We start from the raw sequence: 20,900 nt of genomic DNA, 5'->3' as shown, positions 1-20,900 counted from the left end.
GTCGTGCGGGGCCGAGGTCACCGGTCGACACCTCCCATCACGGGGTCGATGGACGCGACGGCGACGATGACGTCGGCGACCTGGCCGCCCTCGCACATCGCGGCCATCGTCTGGAGGTTGGAGAAGGAGGGGTCGCGGAAGTGGACCCGGTAGGGCCGGGTGCCGCCGTCGCTGACGACGTGCACGCCGAGCTCCCCCTTGGCCGACTCCACCGCCGAGTACGCCTGGCCGGGCGGCACCCGGAAGCCCTCGGTGACCAGCTTGAAGTGGTGGATCAGGGCCTCCATGGAGGTGCCCATGATCTTCTTGATGTGGTCCAGCGAGTTGCCCATGCCGTCCGGGCCGAGGGCGAGCTGCGCGGGCCAGGCGATCTTCTTGTCCGCGATCATCACCGGGCCGGGGGCGAGCCGGTCCAGGCACTGCTCGACGATCCGCAGGCTCTGCTCCATCTCCGCCAGCCGCACCAGGAAGCGGCCGTAGGAGTCGCAGCTGTCGGCGGTGGGGATCTCGAACTCGTAGTTCTCGTAACCGCAGTAGGGGTCGGTCTTGCGCAGGTCGTGCGGCAGGCCGGCGGCGCGCAGGATCGGGCCGGTGGCGCCGAGCGCCATGCAGCCGGTCAGGTCCAGGTAGCCGACGTCCTGCATGCGGCCCTTGAAGATGGGGTTGCCGGTGGCGAGCTTGTCGTACTCCGGCAGGTTCTTGCGGAAGGTCTTGACGAACTCCCTGACCTGGTCGACCGCGCCGGGCGGCAGGTCCTGGGCGAGGCCGCCGGGCCGGACGTAGGCGTGGTTCATCCGCAGGCCGGTGATCAGCTCGAAGATGTCGAGGATCAGTTCGCGGTCGCGGAAGCCGTAGATCATGATCGTGGTGGCGCCCAGCTCCATGCCGCCGGTGGCGATGGCCACCAGGTGGGAGGAGATCCGGTTGAGCTCCATCAGCATCACGCGGATCACGGTGGCCCGGTCGGGCACCTGCTCGGTGACGCCGAGCAGCTTCTCCACCGCGAGGCAGTAGGCGGTCTCGTTGAACAGCGGCGTGAGGTAGTCCATGCGCGTCACGAAGGTGGACCCCTGGGTCCACGTCCGGAACTCCATGTTCTTCTCGATGCCGGTGTGCAGGTAGCCGATGCCCGAGCGGGCCTCGGTGACCGTCTCGCCGTCGATCTCCAGGATCAGCCGGAGCACCCCGTGGGTGGACGGGTGCTGCGGCCCCATGTTGACGATGATCCGCTCGTCGTCGGCCTTGCCGACGGTCTCGGCCAGCTCGTCCCAGTCGCCGCCGGTGACGGTGAAGACCCGGCCCTCGGTGGTCTCCCGCTCCTCGGCCGGCCGGGGGGATGCGTATCCGCTGCTCATGAGTACGACCTCCGCTGGTCCGGAGCCGGGATCTGGGCGCCCTTGTACTCGACGGGGATACCGCCGAGCGGGTAGTCCTTGCGCTGCGGGTGGCCGGGCCAGTCGTCCGGCATCATGATCCGGGTGAGCGCGGGGTGGCCGTCGAAGACGATGCCGAAGAAGTCGTAGGTCTCCCGCTCGTGCCAGTCGTTGGCCGGGTAGACGCCGACCAGGGACGGCAGGTGCGGGTCGGCGTCGGGGCAGCTGACCTCCAGCCGGATCAGCCGGCCGTGCGTGAGCGACCGCAGGTGGTAGACGGCGTGCAGCTCGCGGCCCTTGTCGCCCGGGTAGTGCACGCCGCTGACGCCGGTGCAGAGCTCGAAGCGGAGCGCCGGGTCGTCGCGCAGGGTGCGGGCGGTGCGCAGCAGGTGCTCGCGGGCGATGTGGAAGGTGAGTTCGCCGCGGTCCACCACGGTCTGCTCGATCGCCTCGCCCGGCGGCAGGCCCTGCTCCTCCAGCGCGCCCTCCAACTCGTCGGCGATCTCGTCGAAGACGCCGCCGTAGGGGCGGGAGCTGGGGCCGGGCAGCCGGACGGTGCGCACCAGGCCGCCGTAGCCGGAGGTGTCGCCGCCCTTCTCCGCGCCGAACATGCCGCGGCGGACGCCGATGGGCTCGCCGGACGCGTCGCGCTGGACGGGGACCTGGTTGCCGGCCTCGTCGGGGGTGCCGCCGGCCGGGGGTGTGGAGGAGCTCATCGCAGCAGCCCCTTCATCTCGATGGTGGGCAGTGCGGTGCGGGCCGCCTCCTCCGCCTCGCGGGCGGCGTCCCGGGCGTTGACGCCGAGCTTTCCGTGCTGGATCTTCTCGTGCAGCTTGAGGATCGCGTCCAGCAGCATCTCGGGCCGCGGCGGGCAGCCGGGCAGGTAGATGTCGACCGGTACGACGTGGTCGACGCCCTGCACGATCGCGTAGTTGTTGAACATGCCGCCGCTGGAGGCGCACACGCCCATCGAGATGACCCACTTGGGATTCGGCATCTGGTCGTAGACCTGCCGCAGCACCGGCGCCATCTTCTGGCTCACCCGGCCGGCGACGATCATCAGGTCGGCCTGGCGCGGGGAGCCGCGGAAGACCTCCATGCCGAACCGGGCCATGTCGTAGCGCCCGGCGCCGGTGGTCATCATCTCGATGGCGCAGCAGGCGAGGCCGAAGGTGGCCGGGAAGACCGACGCCTTACGCACCCAGCCCGCCGCCGTCTCCACCGTCGTCAGCAGGAATCCACTCGGCAGTTTCTCTTCGATACCCATTGGGTTGGCTCCTGGTCTCCTCGGTCCCCTGGTCGCCGTCTGTGCGTTGTGTCTGTGGCGCGGCCTGGGAGAGCCCGGCCGCGCCGCGGCCCCGCTAGTCCCACTCCAGGCCGCCGCGCCGCCACACGTAGGCGTAGGCGACGAAGACGGTCAGCACGAACAGGAGCATCTCGACGAGCCCGAACATCCCCAGCCGGTCGAAGGTGACCGCCCAGGGATAGAGGAAGACGATCTCGATGTCGAAGACGATGAACAGCATCGCCGTCAGGTAGTACTTGATCGGGAAGCGGCCGCCGCCCGCCGGTTGCGGCGTGGGCTCGATACCGCACTCGTACGCTTCCAACTTGGCCCGGTTGTACCGTTTCGGCCCGATGATCGAGGCCATGAAAACGGAGAAGATCGCGAAGCCGGCCGCGAGGCCGCCCAGCACGATGATGGGCGCGTAGGCGTTCACCGTCCCCCGCTCCTTCCAGTCGACAGTGACTGATGTACGGACCGTGACCGAACTCGTGGGCAGCGTCACCGGATCCGCGAAGATCGCGGATATGTGAGGCAGTTCACAAGCCCAGATCGCCTGCATCCTATGCCTCCCAGTCTGTGATCTGCGACACGGGGGTACGGACGGACTTTGTGATCTCCACCACCTGACGAACGATCATGAAGTCAGATGAGCTGCCAGCACGCGGCGGATTGAACACAAACGATCACTTCGCGTCACATCCACGGGTGTTACCACTGGTCAGCGCCGCGACTCCATTATCAAACGACACCGCCCGCTGGCAAACTAGCGGTGGACCGAGGGCCGTGGTAGCGCTCCGCGACACGGTCGGGTGACCCCGGGAACCCAGGAATGACGCGTGTGAAACCGTGCACGAGCGCATAAGTAACCGTTGCTGCGAAAAGGGACGAACCCGCCCGTCACGCCCGATCGTGAATCGGGCATTTGAGCCGTGGACACGCCAACTGTGGCGCAAGCCACCTTTATTGAACGGAACCATTCACAGCTGATAGCCAGAGACGCATGTCCCCGAACAGCTATCGGACGATGTCCGACACGCATACCCATACCAGCCGCCGACGGAACGCGGCGCCCCGTTCGACCCGCACCTGGGTCCGCAGGGCCGGACTCGTCGGCGGCGTCGTCAGCGCGCTCGCACTCTGCGGCGCGGCCGCTCCCGCCATGGCGGAGACCTCTCACGACACCACGGCGGCCGGCACCGCCGCCGTCGCCACCGCGAACCCGCGGCCCTCCCTGCTGTCCGCCGCCTCCACGCAGCGGGCCGTCGGCGTCCTGGAGCAGGAGGCGCTGTCCGCCGCCCTCTCCGCGGAGAAGGAGCAGGCCGCGACCGAGGCCCGCCAGAAGGCGGCCGCCCTGCACCACAAGGCCCGCGCCAAGGCCGCCGCGGCGAAGGCCGCGCGCGAGCGCGCCAAGGCCGCCAAGGCCGCCTCTGCCGCCGCGTCGGCCTCCTCGACCTCGTCGTCCTCGGCCGCGTCCTCCGCGGCCACGGCGTCGAACGCCTCGGCCACCACCACGGCCGCCCCCGCCTCGGGCAGCAAGGTCGACCAGCTGATCGCCTTCCTCAAGGCGCAGATCGGCAAGCCGTACGTCTACGGCGCCACCGGCCCGAGCTCGTACGACTGCTCAGGACTGACCCAGGCGGCGTTCGCGTCGGTCGGCGTCACCCTCCCGCGGACCTCGCAGGAGCAGTCCACCGTGGGCACCCCCGTCTCGCTGTCCGCCCTCCAGCCGGGCGACCTCATCTTCTGGGGCGGCGAGGGCAGCGCCTTCCACGTGGGCGTCTTCATCGGCGGCGGCCAGTACCTCGACGCGGCGAACCCGTCCACCCCGGTGGGCATCAAGAACCTCGTCGACTACGAGCCGGACTGGGCCGTCCGCGTCCTGTGACCGGCTGAGTTCGGCCGAGCTCGGCCGCGACCGGCCCTGTCCGGTGGTCGGCCGGGTCCGTCGGGACCTGGCCGAAACGGCCAAAACCCCTCCATGTGACCGAATTGTCCAAACTGGCCACGTCGGCCACGTCGGCCACGTCGGTTGCACCGGCTCACGTTCCCGGGCGCGTTCGCTGTCCGCGCCCGGTGACGAACGACGCCGTCCGACGGGTCCGCCCGGCGCGTTCGCTGTCCGCGCCTCGCCCGGCGGCCCACCCGTCCCACCTCCCTCACCTCCCCGTGCGGGAAACGGCCGCGCCCCGGTCCGCTCGGCATCATGGATGCCGAGCGGACCGGGGCGCTGGTGCGTGCGGGGCCGCCCGCGTGCGAGGCCGGTCAGGCCGGCTCAGGCAGGGGCGGACAGGGGCGGACAGGATCAGGCGCGCGGGGTGATCTTCGTCAGACCGTTGATGATGCGGTCCATCGCGTCGCCGCCGGTGGGGTCGGTGAGGTTGGCCAGCAGCTTGAGGGCGAAGCGCATCAGCATGGGGTGGGTCAGGCCGCGCTGGGTGCACATCTGCATGACCTTCGGGTTGCCGATGAGCTTCACGAAGGCGCGGCCGAGGGTGTAGTAGCCGCCGTAGGTGTCCTTGAGGATCTGCGGGTAGCGGGTCAGCGCCCGCTCGCGCTGCTCGCCGGCGCCGCGGGCGTGCGCCTGGGTGATGACGTCGGCGGCGATCTGGCCGGACTCCATCGCGTAGGCGATGCCCTCGCCGTTGAACGGGTTGACCAGGCCGCCCGCGTCGCCGACCAGCAGCAGGCCGCGGGTGTAGTGCGGCTGCCGGTTGAACGCCATCGGCAGCGCCGCGCCGCGGATCGGCGTCGTCATGTTCTCCGGGGTGAAGCCCCAGTCCTCGGGCATGGAGCCCACCCACGCCTTGAGCACCTCGCGCCAGTCCAGCTCGCGGAAGGCGGCGGAGGAGTCCAGGATGCCCAGGCCCACGTTGGACGTGCCGTCACCGAGGCCGAAGATCCAGCCGTAGCCGGGCAGCTGGCGGGGCGACGGGCCGCGCCGGTCCCACAGCTCCAGCCAGGACTCCAGGTAGTCGTCCTCGTGCCGGGGCGAGGTGAAGTAGGTGCGCACGGCCACGCCCATCGGCCGGTCCTCGCGGCGGTGCAGGCCCATCGCCAGCGACAGCCGGGTGGAGTTGCCGTCGGCGGCGACCACGATCGGGGCGTGGAAGGCGGCCGGGGTCTTCTCCTCGCCGAGCTTCGTGGTGACGCCGGTGATCCGGCCGGTGCGCTCGTCGACGATCGGGCCGGTGACGTTGCACCGCTCGTACAGCCGCGCCCCGGCCTTCACCGCCTGCTGCGCCAGCAGCTCGTCGAAGTCCTCGCGGCGGCGCACCAGTCCGTAGTTCGGGTAGGCGGCGAGGTCGGGCCAGTCCATCTCCAGGCGCATGCCGCCGCTGATGATCCGCAGGCCCTTGTTGCGCAGCCAGCCCGCCTCCTCGGAGATGTCCACGCCCATCGCGACCAGCTGCTTGGTGGCGCGCGGGGTCAGGCCGTCGCCGCAGACCTTCTCCCGGGGGAAGGCGGTCTTCTCCAGCAGCAGCACGTCCAGGCCGGACTTGGCGAGGTAGTAGGCGGTGGTCGAACCGGCGGGACCGGCGCCGACGACGATCACGTCGGCGCTGCGCTCGGACAGGGCGGTGTCGGTCACGTGGGCTCTCCCAGGTCGGCGAGGGTTCGTCGGTCCGAGTCTACGGGCGGCCCGCGCGCGGCTTCCGCCGCCGTCCCGGTAGCGCGGCCGCGCCCCGTCCGGCGCCGGGGTCGCCGCCGACCCGCCGCCGGGCCCGCCCCGGCCCGTCCTCGGGTCACTTGCGGTGCGGCGGCCGCTCGGTGAGCCGTTCGGGCTGGACGAGGCCCAGGTCATAGCCCCCGGGCGGCTGGGGCTGCGGCTGCTCGTGCGGGGCCGGGGGCGCGTACGGCTGCTGCCCGTACGAGATCCGGCCGTACGGCGGTTGACGGTCCGAGGGCCGCGGCGGCACCTGGCCCGGGTACGCGGCCGGCGCCGGGTGGCCGGGGTGCGGCACCGGGCTGCCGGGTTCGGGCGCCGGGGGCCGACCGCCCAACGCCCGCAGCACGTACGGCCCGACGAGCACCCCGCCGACCGTCCACAGCAGCGCGAAGCAGAACGCCTCGGCCGTGTCGGTGGCGAGTGAGGTGTCCGCGATCAGGCTGACGCCCGTGCTCGGGCCGTGGCCGGAGAGCCCGCTCAGCGTGGTGAGCCCGGTGAAGGCCAGGGTGAAGAACCCGGCCACCAGGAACCGTTCACCCCGGCTCCGCGACCGCCGCGCCGCCAGCACCCCGACGAGCAGCGCGCAGCCCAGCCCGGCCAGGACGGTGCCGGCCACTCCCCCGTCGCCCCACACCTGGTCCAGCCGCCCCAGGCCGAAGTGGAACTCCTGGCCGCTCACCGTGGCCTTGAAGGGGGCGCCCCAGCTCAGGCCCAGGCCGGACACCCCGAGGTTCAGCACCAGCAGCCCCGCGAACGTGACGCCCCAGCCGCCGATGGCGTCGTAGTGGTCGCCGGCGACGGCGAAGACGATCAGCCCGGCGACGAGCAGCGTCGCCAGCAGGGCCCCGGCGGCGGTGGCCAGCGCCCGGCGTGCGACGGCCCACCCGGGCCGGGCGGCGAGCCAGGCGTCCTGCGCGGGACGGCACAGCACCAGCAGCGCGACGCCCAGCGTGAGCAGGAACGTCCACAGCGCGGCGAGCGCCGGTTCGGTGCTGACGCGCAGCTCGCCGAGGGTGGGTTGGCCGACGGCGGCGAGCAGCGCGGCGCCCGCCGCGCCGACCAGCGCGACCCGTACGGCGGTGTCGGCGCCGACGGGCGGGAGGCCGGGGGCCGTGGCGGGGGCCGGCCGGCGGCGCAGCGCCCACAGGCCGACGGCGAGGACGGCCACCCACAGCAGGGTGACCGACCAGGGCGTCACCGAGAGGTCGGTGTGCGCGGTGCTGCGGCCGGCGAGGGCCGTGCCGAGGCCGTAGTCGCCGTCGCCGTAGCCGCCGCTGGCGCCGCTGGTGCCGACGGTGGCGGTGGACACGCCGACGCCCTCGAAGTCCGCGAACGTGTAGTGGCAGTGCAGGACGGCGCCCAGGCCCTGGACCAGCACCGCGAGGGTCACCCGGAAGCGGGTGCCGGCACCCGGTGCGCCGGACGGCAGCGTGCCCGCCGTGACGGCGGTGACCAGCGCCGCGAGGGCGAGCAGGGCCGCCACGGGCGCGAGCCCGACCGCCGCGGGCAGCCCCACCGGCCGGTGGCCACCCGCCGCAGGAAGGCGCCGACGGGCAGTGGCTGGGCCAGCGGGGGTATGGGTGTGTACACGTCGCCCCGCGGTACGGGGGCGGTGGCGTCGTACGGCGGCGTGACGGCGGGCGGAACGGCCGGCCGGAGCGGCGGGACCGTACGCGGAGGCGCGGGCGGGGCGGGCAGGGCTGGCGGGGCTGGCGGGGCGTCCTCGGCGCGCGACTCGGCCTCGTTCAGCGCGGCAGCGGGCACCGCGTCCCCGCTCACCGCCCGCCCGCAGGTCGGGCAGGTGGCGGGAGCGTCGGCGCCGGACGGAAGCTCTGAGGTCAGCTGCTCTCCGCAGGTGGGGCAGGCGGGCATGGGCCACTCCGGGTGTCGGCGCACCGCGGCGCGGGGCGGTGCTTGGCGGTGCGAGGCGGCGGCAACGGGGGGAACGTCCGACCGGCGTTCGCCGTGCCGTCCCCCTTCGCCTCCGCACCTTAGGCGCCGAGGCTCCAGCACCCCACCCGGAATCGCGCGTTCCGGCCTGCCGGTCCTCACGACCCGGAATCGGAGCGGCCACGACGCCCGTGCTCGCCGGGAGCGGCAGCCCGCGTACGCCCCCGCTACGCTGCGGGCGGGCGACCGGAGGGGGAACGCGTGGGCCGCGCCGTTCGGGACGCCCTGCGGGTGACGACGTCAGGTGCCTGCGTCCTGGTGCAGGCGGCGGCGTTGTACGCCCTCGCCGCCAACTGGGTGGAAGCGTCGAACGTGTCGGGGGACTGCGGATACGACGGCACCTGCGCCGACCATGGTGTGCTCGGGGCCGCCCTCACCGCGGCGCTCGTGGTGATCGCGGCCGAACTCGCGATCGGTACGGCCTGGTGGGCCGGGCCGCTGTGGCGGCAGCGGCGTTCCCCCCGGGGGGTCGACGACTGGTGGGCGCTGCTCACGCTCCACCTGCCGCGGACGGTCATGGCGGGGTGCCTGCTGTCAGTGCTCACCGTGACCGGGTGGCGGCTCCTCGCCTGAACGGGCCCTGGTCAGGCCCCTCGAAGGGCCCGGTGCGGACCCGGAACGGACTCGGTGCGGGCCCGGTGCGGACTCGGTGCGGGCCCGGTACGGGCCCGGTGCGGACCCGGTACGGGCCCGGTGTGGACCCGGCGGGCAGCGTCGTCAGCGGTTGGTGGCGCGGTGCAGGGCGACGATGCCGCCCGTCAGGTTCCGCCAGGCCACCGACGACCAGCCCGCGCCCTGGAGGCGGGTGGCGAGGCCGCGCTGGTCGGGCCAGGCGCGGATCGACTCGGCGAGGTACACGTACGCGTCCGGGTTGCTGCTCACCGCGGTGGCGACCTGGGGCAGCGCCCGCATCAGGTACTCGGTGTAGACCGTGCGGAACGGCTTGATGACGGGGTGGCTGAACTCGCACACCACCACCCGCCCGCCGGGCCGGGTGACGCGGCGCATCTCGCGCAGCGCGGCGTCCGGGTCGTGCACGTTGCGCAGCGCGAAGGAGATGGTGACCGCGTCGAACACCCCGTCGGCGAACGGCAGCCGGGTGGCGTCGCCCGCGGTGAGCGGGAGTTCGGGGCGGCGCTTCTTGCCCTCGCGGAGCATGCCGAGCGAGAAGTCGCAGGGCACCACGTGGGCGCCGGCCTCCGCGAAGGGCAGCGAGGACGTCCCGGTGCCGGCTCCGAGGTCGAGAACCCGCTCCCCCGCCCGTACGTCCAGCGCCCGCGCGACGGCCCGCCGCCAGAGCCGGTCCTGGCCCATCGACAGCACGTCGTTGGTGAGGTCGTACTTGGCCGCGACACCGTCGAACATCGCGGCGACGTCCTGCGGCTGCTTCTCCATGGAGGCTCGGGTCACGCCCCCAGCGTAAGCCGTCCCCGATCCCCGCCCGGTCCCGCCCCTTTCGTGCCGTATCACCGCCGCCGGTGGACCAGCCGCCCGGCCAGCACGGTGGCCACGCAGCAGCCCGCGCCCCGCTCGGCCAGCGCCGCGAGCAGGCCGTCCGCCATGTCCTCCGGGTGCGAACCGTCGGGCGCGCCGTCGGGCGAAACGTCCGGCGGGTCGTCCCGCACGGGTACGTCGAAGACGGCGAAGTCCGCGTCGACGCCGGCTGCTCCCAACGGCACGGGCCCGAAGGCGTCCACCGGCGGCCGGCCGGCGAACGGGTCGAGCGAGGGCGGCCCGGCCGGGGCGGCGAACCGCTCCTCCAGGCCGAGGCCGGCCCGCCGCACCGCCTGCGCCACAGCGGGCACGGTGAGGTCCCCGGCCACCGCGACGGTGCCGTGCGCCAGCATCCGCTGGAGGCAGCGCCGGGCGCTGGCGGCCGGCCGGCCCGGCTCCCGGTCGAGTTCCGCCCGCCCGGCCGGGCCGGTCAGCGGCTCGGTACCGAGGGCGTCGGCCTCGCGCGGGTCGGGATGGTAGGTGTCCTGGAGCAGTTCGGGCCCGTACGGGTTCCACAGGCCCGGCGTGATGACGCCCGGCCAACGCCGCACCCGCGCCGTCGGGTGCGCGGCGGCCAACTCCTCGTACGGCCCGACGGCCGCGACGGCCGCGCCCTCCACCAGCACCGCGCCGCCCGGCACGGCGCCGCCCCGGCGGGGGTCGGCGAGCAGCGCGCGGGCGACGTGCAGCGTCAGCACGGCAGGCAGCCCCTCGTCCGCGGCCCGAACCGTCCGCCCCTCGGCCTCAGCGGGCTTCCAGGATGGTCAGTTCGGGGTGCGCGGTGCCGCCCTCGATCGCGGTGGACGACAGGTGCGAGACGACGTGGTCGTCGACCGGGTCGTTCGCCGGGTCGTCGTGGACGACGAGGTGCTCGTACGTCGTCGCCCGCTGGGCGGGGACGCGGCCGGCGGAGCGGATGAGGTGGATCAGCTCCATCCGGTTGGAGCGGTGCTTCGCGCCGGCCGAGGAGACCACGTTCTCCTCCAGCATCACCGAGCCGAGGTCGTCGGCGCCGTAGTGCAGGGAGAGCTGGCCGACCTCCTTGCCCGTGGTGAGCCAGGAGCCCTGGATGTGGGCGACGTTGTCGAGGAAGAGCCGGGCGATGGCGATCATCCGCAGGTACTCGAAGAGCGTGGCCTGCGTCTGGCCCTTCAGGTGGTTGTTCTCCGGCTGGTAGGTGTACGGGATGAACGCGCGGAAGCCGCCGGTGCGGTCCTGCACGTCGCGGATCATCCGCAGGTGCTCGATCCGCTCGGCGTTGGTCTCGCCGGTGCCCATGAGCATCGTCGTGGTGGACTCCACGCCCAGCCGGTGGGCGGTCTCCATGATCTCCAGCCAGCGCTCGCCGGACTCCTTCAGCGGCGCGATGGCCTTGCGGGGCCGCTCCGGCAGGAGTTCGGCGCCGGCGCCGGCGAACGAGTCGAGACCGGCGGCGTGGATGCGGCGGATCGCCTCCTCCGCGCTGACCCCGGAGATCCGCGCCATGTGGTCCACCTCGGACGCGCCCAGCGAGTGGATCACCAGCTGCGGGAACTCCCGCTTGATCGCGGCGAAGTGCTCCTCGTAGTACTCCACGCCGTAGTCGGGGTGGTGGCCGCCCTGGAACATGATCTGGGTGCCGCCCAGCTCCACCGTCTCGGCACAGCGCCGCAGGATGTCGTCCAGGCCGCGGCTCCAGCCCTTGTCCTTGTCCTTGGGCGCGGCGTAGAAGGCGCAGAACTTGCACGCGGTGACGCACACGTTCGTGTAGTTGATGTTGCGCTCGATGATGTACGTCGCGATGTGCTCGGTGCCCGCGAACCGGCGGCGGCGCACCGCGTCGGCGGCGGCGCCCAGCGCGTGCAGCGGAGCGGAGCGGTACAGCTCCAGCGCCTCCTCCGCTGTGATCCGGCCGCCCTGGGCGGCACGGTCGAGGACGGCTGCGATCTCGCTGCTCACCCGGGGGTCCCTTCGGCTCGTGGACGGTCCCGCCCAGCGTACGCCGCGCCCCGCCGCTCCCCTCGCGTGGGCGCTCCCCCGCGCGGACCGCCGCCTCTTCGGCTTCACCCGGCCGTACCGCGTGCGGGTCGGGCGGCCTTGGCGAGGTACGCGGACACGCCGCGCGCGGACACAGGGAAAACGTACGCTGCGCATGCGTACAAGCACTCAGGGTGGCATATGCCGTTCTGCGCGCGGGACGATGGGCGGATCAACTGCGTCGAGCGGACCCGGACCGGGCTGCTCCAGGGAGGTGGCCGGCAGTGATCGGAGATCCGGGGGACGTCGAGGACGTCGAAAACGTCGAGGACGTCGAGGACGTCGAGGACACGGACGGGTTCGGCGAGGACGGGTACGCGGACCCGGAAGCGGAGGCAGCGGCAGAGGCGGAGGCGGACGCCGAGGCGGAGGCCGAGCGGGAGGGCACGCCGGGTTGGGACGGCAACCCGGAGTCCTCGGACAGCATGCGGACCTTCGGCGCGGCGGCCCGCGCCCTGCGTACCCACGCCGGGTACAGCCGCAAGCAGTTCGGCAACCTGGTGCGCTTCTCCGAGCACACCGTCGCCTCGGTGGAGAACGGCCGCAGGCTGGCCGACCAGGTGTACATCACCCGGGCCGAGGAGCTGACGGGCAACACGGGGGCGCTGCGGGAGGCCGTCAAGCACATCGGCCGCAGGCCGGGACTGGCGTCCTGGTTCCGCCGCTGGGCCCGGATGGAGGCCACGGCCGTCACGCTCTACACCTACGAGAACCGGATGGTTCCGGGGCTGCTCCAGACGGAGGCGTACGCGAAGGCCATGTACGACGACCATCTGCCGCCGATGGACGACGACGAGATCGACGCGCAGTGGCTCGCGCGGGCCGAACGCCAACTGCTGCTCGACGAGCGCCCGCACACGGAGTTCGGCTTCATCCTGGAGGAGCAGGTCTTCGTGCGGCGCACCGGCGGCGCCGCCGTCACCCGCGAACTCATCGACCACGTCCTCGCCTTGGCGGCGCGGCGGAACGTCGAACTGCTGATCATGCCCCTGGTGAGCGAGCGCCACGCCGGTCTGGCCGGGCCGATGCAGCTGCTGGAGACGCCGGAGAACCGCTGGTTCGCGTACTGCGAGGCCCAGCGCGGCGGGCACTACACACACGACCCGAAAGAGATCAGTCTCCTCCACCAGCGGTATGCGAGACTGCGATCACAGGCCCTTTCCGCCAGGGACTCCGTGGGCCTGTTGCAGCGAGCACGAGGAGACCTATGACCAGCAGCGAACCGGCCTGGTTCAAGTCCAGCTACAGCAGCAGCAGCGACGGCGACTGCGTCGAGGTGGCCGACTGCGCCCACGCCGTCCGCGTCCGCGACTCGAAGGACAAGGAAGGCCCCCAACTCGCCTTCACCCCGGCCGAGTGGGCCCACTTCGTCGCCTACGCCCGCGCCCTCTGACCCCCGACGCACCGCCGGCGCACACCGGTACACCCCTCGGGCCGCGCCCGGCCGATCCCCCGGCCGGAACGCGGCCCGAAGCGCGGCCGGGTGCGGCCGGGGCGGGGCCTACTTCGTTGACGTGTGCGGCGTGCCCGCGGCGCGGATGCGCTGGCTGAGGAAGAGAGCCGCACGGTCAAGGGCCTCGTCCGCCTCGTCCAGGACGCCGGCGAACGCCTGGAACACGTGCGGCACGTCGGCGGTGACGTCCAGGATGACGTCCACTCCGACCGACCTCGCACGCTCGGCAAGGCGCGTGGAGTCGTCCAGCAGGATCTCGTTGGTGCCCACCTGGATCAGCAGGGGAGGGAAGCCGGTCAGGTCGGCGAGGACGGCCGGGCTGAGCAGGGGCTGGTGCGGGTCGGCTCCGGCGAGGTACATGGCCCCGGTGTGTTCAACGGCCTTGCGGGTGAAGACCGGGTCGACGGCTTCCTTGGTGTCCATGCTCCGGCCCGTGCGGGTGGCGTCGAGGCTCGGGGAGAACGCCACGATGGCGGCGGGCAGCGGGAGGCCCGCGTCACGGGCGGCCAGGCAGGTGGTGATACTGAGGCCACCGCCGGCGGAGTCGCCGGCAAACGCGATACTTGAGGGGGCTTCGCCGCTGTCGAGGAGGGCGCGATAGGCGCTCAGGGTGTCGTCGATCGCGGCCGGGAAAGGGTGCTCGGGGGCGAGCCGGTAGTCCGGCGAGTGCGCCCCGAAGCCGGTCCTGGCCACGAGGTGCCCCGTCAGCGACAGGGCGGTCTCGGGGGAGCCGAACACAAAGCCGCCGCCGTGGAAATACAGGATCGTCCCGGCGCCGGGCCCGTCGTGCGGCTCGACACGCAGGGCGGGCCGGTTGCCGAGCGTCGTCCGCGTGGTGCGGATGGTGTCGGGCACGGTCATCCGGGCCATCAGGGCCCTGAAGCCTGCCCGTATCTCCTCGACCGACCGTGGACCCTCCGGCTGCGGCTGCCGCAGCATCACATCGACCTCGGCGCGCTGTGCCTTGCTCATGGCGGTGCTCCCGTCAAAGTAGCTTCCGGTACACTATATGCCATGGCATACACATCGCGCGATGACGCGGTCGATCTCCCGGCCTTCTTCGCCGACCTCGTGCGGTGCGAGACGCGCCTCTACAACGCGCTGAACGACCGCCTCCGCGCGCGGCACGGGATCGTCACCTCGCAGTTCGAGTTCCTGCGCTACCTGCGCGACCACCCCGGGGCCCGCGTGGCGGACATCGCAGCCGAGTTCGCCATCGGCATCGGAGCGACCAGCAAGGGCATCGACCGCCTGGAGAAGCAAGGATGGGCCGTCCGGGAGCCGAACCCGGCCGACCGCCGCTCCTCACTGCTGGGCCTGACCGACGACGGCACACGGCTCGTCGACGCGGCGGAGCAGACATTCGCCGAGGGACTGGCCGAACTGATCGGCGGCACGCTCGACATCGCCTCGGTCTCGACCGCCGCCCATGCCTTCGTGAAGCTGCGCTCGGCGCTCGAACGCGACCAGATCGGCATGCCCACGGGCTGACGGACATCGCCTCCGCCCGGCCTCCGCCCGGCCTCCGCCCGGCCTCCGTCCCGGGCGTGCGGGGTCAACCGTCGTCCTCGACGTCCCCTCGTCGTCTTCGACGGCGTCCGGGTTCCGGGTTCCGGGTTCCGGGTTCCGGGTTCCGGGTTCCGGCAAGGGCGCAGGCCCTGACCGGGACTGATCCAGCACGCTCGACGCGAGGCACCGCGAGACCGCGTCCCGGTCGTCCGACGACCACGCGCAGGCGCGCTTCGGGAGCGTCGACACCGTCTACCAGGCCGAGGCCGGCCCGGACGTCCTCGCCGAGCCGACTCCCCTCTTCACGACTCCCCTCTTCGCCGACGACTCCTCCGGCCGGCCGCGCCGAACGGCCGCGCCCGCCCGGTGGCGGCAGGGACGGACACGCCTCCCGGTGAAGTGGGTGCCGGGAGGCGCGCGGGGCTCAGCGGAGCGGCCCCGGGTTCAACGGGGGCCCGGGCTCAGCGGGGCGGGAGCAGGGTGATGCCGGAGGTCGCGGGGAAGCCGACGCGGCGGGCGAACTCGCCGATGCCCTGCTGGTGGCGTTCACCCAGGGAGAAGTCGAGCGTCGTGTAGTACCGGCGCAGCAGGTCCTGGTCGAACGCCTCCCAGCGCGCGGACTGCTCGGCGACCTTGTCGACCTCCTCCAGGGACAGGTCGCGGCTGGCCAGGAAGGCGCGGTGCACGTCGTGGACGGTCTCCGGGTGCTTGGCGAGGTAGTCGCGGCGCACCGCCCAGACGGCGAAGACGAACGGCAGGCCCGTCCAGTCCTTCCACATCTGGCCGAGGTCGTGCACCTCCAGGCCGAGCCGGGGCGCGTCGTGCAGGGAGGCGCGCAGCGCCGCGTCACCGATGAGGACGCCGGCCTGGGCCTCCTGCATCATCAGGGCCAGGTCGGGCGGGCAGCGGTAGTAGTCGGGCGTCACCTGGTGGCGTTCGGTGAGCAGCAGCTCGGCCAGGCGCACGGAGGTGCGGCTGGTGGAGCCGAGGGCGACCCGCTGGCCGTCCAGCCGGTCCAGGGGGAGCTGGCTGACGATCACGCAGGACATGACGGGCCCGTCGCAGCCGACCGCGATGTCCGGGAGGGCGACCAGCTGGTCCGCGTGCTTCAGGTACTCCATAAGGGTGATCGGGCCGATGTCGAGGCTGCCCTCGACGAGCTGGGCGCTGAGCTTCTCAGGGGTGTCCTTGGTGAGCTCGACGTCGAGCAGGGTGCCGGTCCTGGCGAGCCCCCAGTACAGCGGTACGCAGTTCAGGAACTGGATGTGGCCCACCCTGGGGCGTACGCGGTCGCTGTCGTCGCGCGCGGCGGTGGCCGCGGCGGTGTCGAAGTCGTCCATGATGTGGACGCTACTCCTGGGCCCCGGCGCGGCCGCTTCTGGGGGTTCGGCGTGCCGCCAGGAAGATCTTGCTCTCCCTTCCCCGCGGGGGGTGCCCATGCTAGGCTCAGTCGCAAGTTGCAGTTTGGTTTCCTTGCAGTACAAAGCCTGCGGATCATGTAACCCGCAGGCTTTTGTAGTTTTCAGACTTCGCAAAAGCAGGTTCTGGAGCAGGGCAACCCTTTGGGCCCAAGGAGGGCTTTATGGCTACCGGAACCGTCAAGTGGTTCAACGCTGAAAAGGGCTTCGGATTCATCGCCCAGGACGGCGGCGGCCCGGATGTCTTCGTCCACTACTCCGCGATCAACGCGGCTGGCTTCCGCTCCCTGGAGGAGAACCAGTCGGTGAGCTTCGACGTCACGCAGGGTCCGAAGGGCCCGCAGGCGGAGAACGTCACCCCCAACTGATCGCGCCCAGAACCTGTGCTTGATCAAGGGGCCCTGCACCTCGGTGCGGGGCCCCTGCCTTTTTGCCTTTTTTGCGCCCTGTGCCTGTAACGACGCCTGCCGTCGTCGTCCGAGCTGCGCGCGGTCGTGCGCCGACACCCCTGCCGGAGCGGGCCCGTTCGGACCGGGCCCCGACCCGCGAGCCTCCTGGCGGTGTGCGCCTACTTGGCGGCGCGGGCGGCGTCGTCCGCCTCGTCCTCCTGGCCCGCCGCGGCGGCCAGGTTGAGACGGGCGCGCTCCACGCGGTTGGAGACGTGCGCGGCGGCCTCCTCACGCACCCCCCGCAGCAGCACGAAGCTCAGCGGCGCGGAGATGACCAGCGCGAGCAGCGCGACCCACAGGTAGTTGGAGTCACCGAGCCCGGCCGGCAGGACACGCAGCCGGACCAGGCCCCAGATGACCCCGAAGCTGGCGACGATCAGACCGAAGCGCAGTGCGGTGTATCGGAGCATGCCTACCAGTGAAACACGGCCCGCCGAAGGGCCCGCCACCGCCCCGCCCGAGGCGCCCGGCCGCCGCGGCGACCGCAGGTCAGAGAGGTCGGAGGCCCGGAGAGCCGGAAGGCCGCAGGGGGCAGCGGGCCGAGGAGACCGGACGGACGGAGCGGTGGGCCGGTCGGCGGGTCAGAGCAGCGGCAGCAGCATGATGACGTCGTCGCGGTCGTCGCCGGGCGCCACCCGGATCGCGCCGGGGACCCGGCCGACCTCCTTGTAGCCGCAGGCCGCGTAGAAGTGCTCGGCCCCGGTGCCGCCCCGGCAGGTCAGCCGTATCGCCTCGACGCCGCCCAGGCCGCGCGCCGCCTCCTCCGCCGCGGCCAGCAGCGCCCGGCCGTGGCCCTTGCCCTGGAGGCGGGGGTGGACCATCACCGTGTAGAGCCAGATCCAGTGCCGCATCAGCGTGCGGCGGTTGAACGCGAGGAACGCGCTGGCGGCGATCCGTCCGTCCTCGTCCCGGCCGACGAGCAGCCGGCGCTCCCCGGCCGCCACCTCGGCGAGCGAGCGGTCGAGGTCGGGGCGGATGTCCTCGGGCGTGACCGGCGGGGTGAAGCCGACCGCGCCGCCCGCGTTGGACACCTCGGTCCACAGCGCCAGGACCCCCGCGCGCACCTCGTCGTCGACGACCGGGTCCAGCTGGTACGTAAGACTCATAGGACAAGATTAACTATTACCGATGAGCTCCCCGCCAGGAACGCGCGCCGCGCCGGTGTCACCCTGCTCACACCGGCGCGGCCGACAGCCTCGCACCGGGCCGGGCCTCCGCCGGAACCCCGCCTGGCCTCCGCCGGAACCCGCCTGGTCTCCGCCGGAACCCCGCGGGGCCTCCGCCGGACCCCTGCCGGTCACGGCGCGAGGGCGGAGGGTCAGAGCCGCATCGGCTGAGGCGACTCACGGCGGCCGGCGTCCGGGCCCGGGTACTCGCGGATGGTCTCGTACCGCGTGTTGCGCTCGACCGGGCGGAAGCCGGCGTCCCGGATCAGGTCGAGGATGTCGTCCCGGGTCAGCTTGTTGGGCGTGCCGTACTGGTCCGCGTCGTGGGTGATCTTGTACTCGACGACCGAGCCGTCCATGTCGTCCGCGCCGTGGTTGAGGGCGAGCTGCGCGGTGGCCAGGCCGTGCATCACCCAGAACACCTTCACGTGCGGCACGTTGTCGAACAGCAGCCGGGAGACGGCGAAGGTCTTCAGCGCGTCCGCGCCCGAGGCCATCGTGGTGCGGGCCTGGAGGGTGTTGCGGATCTTGCCGTCCTTCATGTCCACGAAGTCGTGCTGGTAGCGCAGCGGGATGAAGACCTGGAACCCGCCGGTCTCGTCCTGGAGTTCGCGCAGCCGCAGCACGTGGTCCACGCGGTGGCGCGGCTCCTCGACGTGCCCGTAGAGCATGGTGCAGGGCGTCTTGAGGCCCTTCTCGTGGGCGAGCCGGTGGATGCGGGACCAGTCCTCCCAGTGGGTGCGGTGGTCCACGATGTGCTGCCGCACCTCCCAGTCGAAGATCTCCGCGCCGCCGCCGGTCAGCGACTCCAGGCCGGCGTCGATCAGCTCGTCCAGGATCTCCGAGGCGGACAGGCCCGAGATGGTCTCGAAGTGGTGGATCTCGGTCGCGGTGAACGCCTTCAGCGACACCTGCGGCAGCGCCTCCTTCAGCGCCCGCAGCGACCGCGGGTAGTACCGCCACGGCAGGGTCGGGTGGAGGCCGTTGACGATGTGCAGCTCGGTGAGGCTGTCGGCCTCCATCGCCTTCGCCAGCCGCACGGCCTCCTCGATGCGCATCGTGTAGGCGTCCTTCTCCCCCGGCTTGCGCTGGAAGGAGCAGTACGCGCACGAGGCGGTGCACACGTTGGTCATGTTCAGGTGGCGGTTGACGTTGAAGTGGACGACGTCGCCGTTCTTCTGCGTCCGCACGTGGTGGGCGAGGCCGCCCAGCCAGGCCAGGTCGTCGGACTCGTACAGGGCGATGCCGTCCTCGCGGGTCAGCCGCTCGCCGGCGTAGACCTTCTCCTCCAGCTCGCGCTTGAGCCCAGCGTCCATGCCACTCCTCCTCGTGCAGCGGGCGGCCCCGACCGGCCGCCCCGACCGACGATACGCCCCCGGTACGACTCCCCCGCCGGGCGGCCGACCGGGGGCGTCGCGCCGGGCGTCGTGCCGGGGCGTCGTACGGGGCGGCCGCCGGTCACCGAGGAAGGGCGAGGGCGGGCGGCGGCGCGTGCCCGGCGCCCGGTTCAGGCCTCTTCGGGGAGCTGCCCGACCCGGTTCTCCCACTTGGTGGAGAGCACGACGGTGGTCCGGGTGCGGGCGACGCCCTGGGTGCCGGACAGGCGCCGGATGGTGCGCTCCAGCCCGTCGACGTCGCCGACCCGCACCTTGAGCATGTAGGAGTCGTCGCCGGCGATGAACCAGCAGTCCTCGATCTCGTCCAGGTCCTGGAGCCGCTTGGCGACTTCCTCGTGGTCGGCGGCGTCGGACAGTTGCAGGCCGACCAGCGCGGTCACCCCCAGGCCGAGGGAGGCGGGTGCGACGGTGGCGCGGTAGCCGCTGATCACACCGGCCTGTTCCAGGCGGTTGATCCGGTCGGTGACGCTCGGCCCGGACAGGCCGACGAGCCGGCCCAGCTCCGCGTAGGACGCACGGCCGTTCTCCCGCAGCGCCTGGATGAGCTGCCTGTCCACCCCGTCCATCGATTCGAACCCTCCCGTTCGTCTGGCGGCTGCCCTGTCAGGACACGAATCTAAGGGATAGCCCGGTTCCCGCCCTGCACATCTACTCCCCCGACCGGCCGTACCGCTACTCTCCGACGAAACTTGGGCCCCCGCTTTCCGCGCTTCTCAGCCAATTCCCCGACGAGACTCCCGACCGGTTTCCCGCCACTTCCCAGCCAGTTCCCAGCCGCGCTCCCGGCCGGACGCCCAGCCCGAGACCCGGCCCGACACCCGGCCGGCTCTCCGTTCAGTTCCCCCACCGGCGCCCCGGACCGCTCCCCCGCGACGTCCTGTCCCCGTCCCGGCCGACCGTCGTCCCGCCCTCGTCCCGCTCTCGTCCCGCCCGCGCGGCCCCGCCTCCTCCGCCTCCCGACGCCCTCGCCGCACACCGCCCGGACGGCCGCGCCCGGAAGGGGTCACCGCCCCGGATCGGCCGCGCCCCCGGCGTCCGGCCGCGCGGCGCCCAGCTCCCCCGCCCACCGCCGGTAGAGCTTGTGCGGCACACCCGCCGCGTCCAGCACCCGCCCGGCGACGAAGTCCACCAGCTCCTGGGCGGTCGTGCCGCCCGCGTAGAAGGCCGGCGAGGCGGGCAGGACCACCGCGCCGGCGTCGTGCAGGGCGGTCAGCTGCCGCAGCGTCTGGCCGCTGAGCGGGGTCTCGCGCACCGCGACCACCAGCGGCCGGCGCTCCTTGAGGGTGACGCTCGCGGCCCGTTGCAGCAGGTCCTTGGACAGCCCCAGCGCCACTCCGGCCACACACGCCGTGCTGGCGGGCACGATCAGCATCCCGCGCGCCGGGTACGACCCCGAGGACGGCCCTGCCGCCAGATCCCCGGCCGGCCAGTACCGCACCCGCTCCAGGCCCGGTTCCGGGTCGAACGCGTCCGGCCGCCCGTCCGCGCCCCGCGCCAGCCAGCGGGCCAGGTCCTCGCGCCAGTGGGCGTCACGGACGGCGGCGCCGGTCTCGTCCAGCAGGGTGAGCCGGGCGGCGCGGCTGACCACGAGGTCCACGTCCTCCCCCGCGTGCAGCAGCGCGCGCAGCACCGCGGCGGCGTACGGCGTCCCGGACGCCCCGGAGACGCCGACGATCCAGGGCCTGCGGCTGTTCTGCTCCACGCGTTCGAGCCTAGTGGC

22 protein-coding genes are annotated in these 20,900 nt (G+C 72.6%); 6 read left to right on the top strand and 16 right to left on the bottom strand.

The genetic code is table 11. From position 1 onward, the window contains the following. Positions 1-17: 17 nt before the first annotated feature. The 4 genes from BS72_RS19535 to BS72_RS19520 all read right to left on the bottom strand — a co-directional run bounded on the left by BS72_RS19535 (position 18) and on the right by BS72_RS19520 (position 3,094). The gene (locus BS72_RS19535; RefSeq protein ID WP_037912237.1) at positions 18-1,355 is read right to left on the bottom strand and encodes an NADH-quinone oxidoreductase subunit D; all 1,338 of its coding nucleotides are present in this window, start codon (positions 1,353-1,355) and stop codon (positions 18-20) included. After that, positions 1,352-2,089 (bottom strand): NADH-quinone oxidoreductase subunit C, encoded by a 738-nt coding sequence (locus BS72_RS19530; RefSeq protein WP_037912235.1) that lies wholly within the window; start codon positions 2,087-2,089, stop codon positions 1,352-1,354. The genes BS72_RS19535 and BS72_RS19530 overlap by 4 nt, the downstream gene beginning before the upstream one ends. Further along, on the bottom strand, positions 2,086-2,640 hold the full coding sequence (locus tag BS72_RS19525; protein WP_037912233.1) for a NuoB/complex I 20 kDa subunit family protein: 555 nt from the start codon (positions 2,638-2,640) through the stop codon (positions 2,086-2,088). The genes BS72_RS19530 and BS72_RS19525 overlap by 4 nt, the downstream gene beginning before the upstream one ends. Before the next feature lie 94 nt (positions 2,641-2,734). Next, entirely contained in the window at positions 2,735-3,094 is a 360-nt protein-coding gene (locus tag BS72_RS19520; RefSeq protein ID WP_037912231.1) for an NADH-quinone oxidoreductase subunit A, read from the bottom strand. A gap of 591 nt (positions 3,095-3,685) precedes the next feature. Here BS72_RS19520 and BS72_RS19515 point away from each other — a divergent pair. Then, complete coding sequence (locus BS72_RS19515; RefSeq protein WP_037916733.1) at positions 3,686-4,546, top strand: C40 family peptidase; 861 nt, start codon at positions 3,686-3,688, stop codon at positions 4,544-4,546. 417 nt (positions 4,547-4,963) lie between these two features. On the opposite strand, the gene BS72_RS19510 is transcribed toward BS72_RS19515, so the two are convergent. Both BS72_RS19510 and BS72_RS36625 read right to left on the bottom strand, forming a co-directional pair. Further along, positions 4,964-6,250, bottom strand: a complete 1,287-nt coding sequence (locus tag BS72_RS19510) for a geranylgeranyl reductase family protein (protein WP_037912229.1) — start codon at positions 6,248-6,250, stop codon at positions 4,964-4,966. Between the two features lie 154 nt (positions 6,251-6,404). Then, the gene (locus tag BS72_RS36625; RefSeq protein ID WP_051951287.1) at positions 6,405-7,844 is read right to left on the bottom strand and encodes a hypothetical protein; all 1,440 of its coding nucleotides are present in this window, start codon (positions 7,842-7,844) and stop codon (positions 6,405-6,407) included. Between the two features lie 635 nt (positions 7,845-8,479). Between BS72_RS36625 and BS72_RS19495 the strand changes: the two genes are divergently transcribed. Beyond that, positions 8,480-8,851, top strand: coding sequence for a hypothetical protein (locus tag BS72_RS19495; RefSeq protein WP_037912223.1), 372 nt, complete (start codon positions 8,480-8,482; stop codon positions 8,849-8,851). 144 nt (positions 8,852-8,995) lie between these two features. Here BS72_RS19495 and BS72_RS19490 read toward each other — a convergent pair whose 3' ends face one another. Genes BS72_RS19490 through mqnC form a run of 3 tightly spaced genes read right to left on the bottom strand, consistent with a single transcriptional unit; the run spans position 8,996 to position 11,710 of the window. Continuing rightward, positions 8,996-9,688: a demethylmenaquinone methyltransferase gene (locus BS72_RS19490; protein WP_037912221.1), complete on the bottom strand. Its 693-nt coding sequence runs from the start codon at positions 9,686-9,688 to the stop codon at positions 8,996-8,998. A 56-nt stretch (positions 9,689-9,744) separates the two neighbouring features. After that, positions 9,745-10,470, bottom strand: coding sequence for an imidazolonepropionase-like domain-containing protein (locus BS72_RS19485; protein WP_051951285.1), 726 nt, complete (start codon positions 10,468-10,470; stop codon positions 9,745-9,747). Between the two features lie 46 nt (positions 10,471-10,516). Next, positions 10,517-11,710: a cyclic dehypoxanthinyl futalosine synthase gene (gene mqnC, locus BS72_RS19480; RefSeq protein WP_037912219.1), complete on the bottom strand. Its 1,194-nt coding sequence runs from the start codon at positions 11,708-11,710 to the stop codon at positions 10,517-10,519. Between the two features lie 503 nt (positions 11,711-12,213). On the opposite strand from mqnC, the gene BS72_RS19475 reads away from it, so the two are divergent. Further along, positions 12,214-12,999, top strand: coding sequence for a helix-turn-helix domain-containing protein (locus BS72_RS19475; protein ID WP_051951971.1), 786 nt, complete (start codon positions 12,214-12,216; stop codon positions 12,997-12,999). Beyond that, positions 12,996-13,181 (top strand): DUF397 domain-containing protein, encoded by a 186-nt coding sequence (locus BS72_RS19470; RefSeq protein ID WP_037912217.1) that lies wholly within the window; start codon positions 12,996-12,998, stop codon positions 13,179-13,181. The genes BS72_RS19475 and BS72_RS19470 overlap by 4 nt, the downstream gene beginning before the upstream one ends. A gap of 108 nt (positions 13,182-13,289) precedes the next feature. Here BS72_RS19470 and BS72_RS19465 read toward each other — a convergent pair whose 3' ends face one another. After that, positions 13,290-14,213, bottom strand: coding sequence for an alpha/beta hydrolase (locus BS72_RS19465; RefSeq protein ID WP_037912215.1), 924 nt, complete (start codon positions 14,211-14,213; stop codon positions 13,290-13,292). 42 nt (positions 14,214-14,255) lie between these two features. On the opposite strand from BS72_RS19465, the gene BS72_RS19460 reads away from it, so the two are divergent. Beyond that, complete coding sequence (locus tag BS72_RS19460) at positions 14,256-14,732, top strand: MarR family winged helix-turn-helix transcriptional regulator (protein WP_037912212.1); 477 nt, start codon at positions 14,256-14,258, stop codon at positions 14,730-14,732. A 479-nt stretch (positions 14,733-15,211) separates the two neighbouring features. On the opposite strand, the gene BS72_RS19455 is transcribed toward BS72_RS19460, so the two are convergent. Next, on the bottom strand, positions 15,212-16,090 hold the full coding sequence (locus BS72_RS19455; protein WP_037912209.1) for a menaquinone biosynthetic enzyme MqnA/MqnD family protein: 879 nt from the start codon (positions 16,088-16,090) through the stop codon (positions 15,212-15,214). Positions 16,091-16,332: 242 nt separating this feature from the next. Here BS72_RS19455 and BS72_RS19450 point away from each other — a divergent pair, with 242 nt between their 5' ends. Beyond that, entirely contained in the window at positions 16,333-16,536 is a 204-nt protein-coding gene (locus tag BS72_RS19450; RefSeq protein ID WP_037912208.1) for a cold-shock protein, read from the top strand. A 200-nt stretch (positions 16,537-16,736) separates the two neighbouring features. On the opposite strand, the gene BS72_RS19445 is transcribed toward BS72_RS19450, so the two are convergent. The 5 genes from BS72_RS19445 to BS72_RS19425 form a co-directional block, all read right to left on the bottom strand. Then, positions 16,737-17,027: a DUF4229 domain-containing protein gene (locus tag BS72_RS19445; protein ID WP_037912207.1), complete on the bottom strand. Its 291-nt coding sequence runs from the start codon at positions 17,025-17,027 to the stop codon at positions 16,737-16,739. 171 nt (positions 17,028-17,198) lie between these two features. Continuing rightward, on the bottom strand, positions 17,199-17,723 hold the full coding sequence (locus BS72_RS19440) for a GNAT family N-acetyltransferase (RefSeq protein ID WP_037912204.1): 525 nt from the start codon (positions 17,721-17,723) through the stop codon (positions 17,199-17,201). Positions 17,724-17,935: 212 nt separating this feature from the next. Next, positions 17,936-19,099 (bottom strand): aminofutalosine synthase MqnE, encoded by a 1,164-nt coding sequence (mqnE, locus tag BS72_RS19435; RefSeq protein WP_037912201.1) that lies wholly within the window; start codon positions 19,097-19,099, stop codon positions 17,936-17,938. Positions 19,100-19,290: 191 nt separating this feature from the next. Further along, positions 19,291-19,746 (bottom strand): Lrp/AsnC family transcriptional regulator, encoded by a 456-nt coding sequence (locus tag BS72_RS19430; protein ID WP_037912200.1) that lies wholly within the window; start codon positions 19,744-19,746, stop codon positions 19,291-19,293. A gap of 437 nt (positions 19,747-20,183) precedes the next feature. Further along, on the bottom strand, positions 20,184-20,882 hold the full coding sequence (locus tag BS72_RS19425) for a UbiX family flavin prenyltransferase (protein ID WP_037912197.1): 699 nt from the start codon (positions 20,880-20,882) through the stop codon (positions 20,184-20,186). Between the last annotated feature and the right edge of the window lie 18 nt (positions 20,883-20,900).

It is taken from the genome of Actinacidiphila yeochonensis CN732, assembly GCF_000745345.1.
In the GTDB taxonomy this organism is placed as follows: Bacteria; Actinomycetota; Actinomycetes; order Streptomycetales; family Streptomycetaceae; genus Actinacidiphila; species Actinacidiphila yeochonensis.
The sequence above is the reverse complement of the archived record's forward strand: the minus strand, read 5'-3'. Positions and strand labels throughout refer to the sequence as shown.

Bases quoted from the DNA above. Each gene is read 5' to 3' on its own strand.
- BS72_RS19455 (WP_037912209.1), bottom strand. From the start codon at position 16,090: ATGGACGACTTCGACACCGCCGCGGCCACCGCCGCGCGCGACGACAGC.
- BS72_RS19530 (WP_037912235.1), bottom strand. From the start codon at position 2,089: ATGAGCTCCTCCACACCCCCGGCCGGCGGCACCCCCGACGAGGCCGGC.
- BS72_RS19515 (WP_037916733.1), top strand. From the start codon at position 3,686: ATGTCCGACACGCATACCCATACCAGCCGCCGACGGAACGCGGCGCCC.
- BS72_RS19450 (WP_037912208.1), top strand. From the start codon at position 16,333: ATGGCTACCGGAACCGTCAAGTGGTTCAACGCTGAAAAGGGCTTCGGA.
- BS72_RS19475 (WP_051951971.1), top strand. From the start codon at position 12,214: ATGCGGACCTTCGGCGCGGCGGCCCGCGCCCTGCGTACCCACGCCGGG.
- mqnE (WP_037912201.1), bottom strand. From the start codon at position 19,099: ATGGACGCTGGGCTCAAGCGCGAGCTGGAGGAGAAGGTCTACGCCGGC.
- BS72_RS19430 (WP_037912200.1), bottom strand. From the start codon at position 19,746: ATGGACGGGGTGGACAGGCAGCTCATCCAGGCGCTGCGGGAGAACGGC.
- BS72_RS19460 (WP_037912212.1), top strand. From the start codon at position 14,256: ATGGCATACACATCGCGCGATGACGCGGTCGATCTCCCGGCCTTCTTC.
- BS72_RS19525 (WP_037912233.1), bottom strand. From the start codon at position 2,640: ATGGGTATCGAAGAGAAACTGCCGAGTGGATTCCTGCTGACGACGGTG.
- BS72_RS19470 (WP_037912217.1), top strand. From the start codon at position 12,996: ATGACCAGCAGCGAACCGGCCTGGTTCAAGTCCAGCTACAGCAGCAGC.
- BS72_RS19445 (WP_037912207.1), bottom strand. From the start codon at position 17,027: ATGCTCCGATACACCGCACTGCGCTTCGGTCTGATCGTCGCCAGCTTC.
- BS72_RS19535 (WP_037912237.1), bottom strand. From the start codon at position 1,355: ATGAGCAGCGGATACGCATCCCCCCGGCCGGCCGAGGAGCGGGAGACC.
- BS72_RS19440 (WP_037912204.1), bottom strand. From the start codon at position 17,723: ATGAGTCTTACGTACCAGCTGGACCCGGTCGTCGACGACGAGGTGCGC.
- BS72_RS19465 (WP_037912215.1), bottom strand. From the start codon at position 14,213: ATGAGCAAGGCACAGCGCGCCGAGGTCGATGTGATGCTGCGGCAGCCG.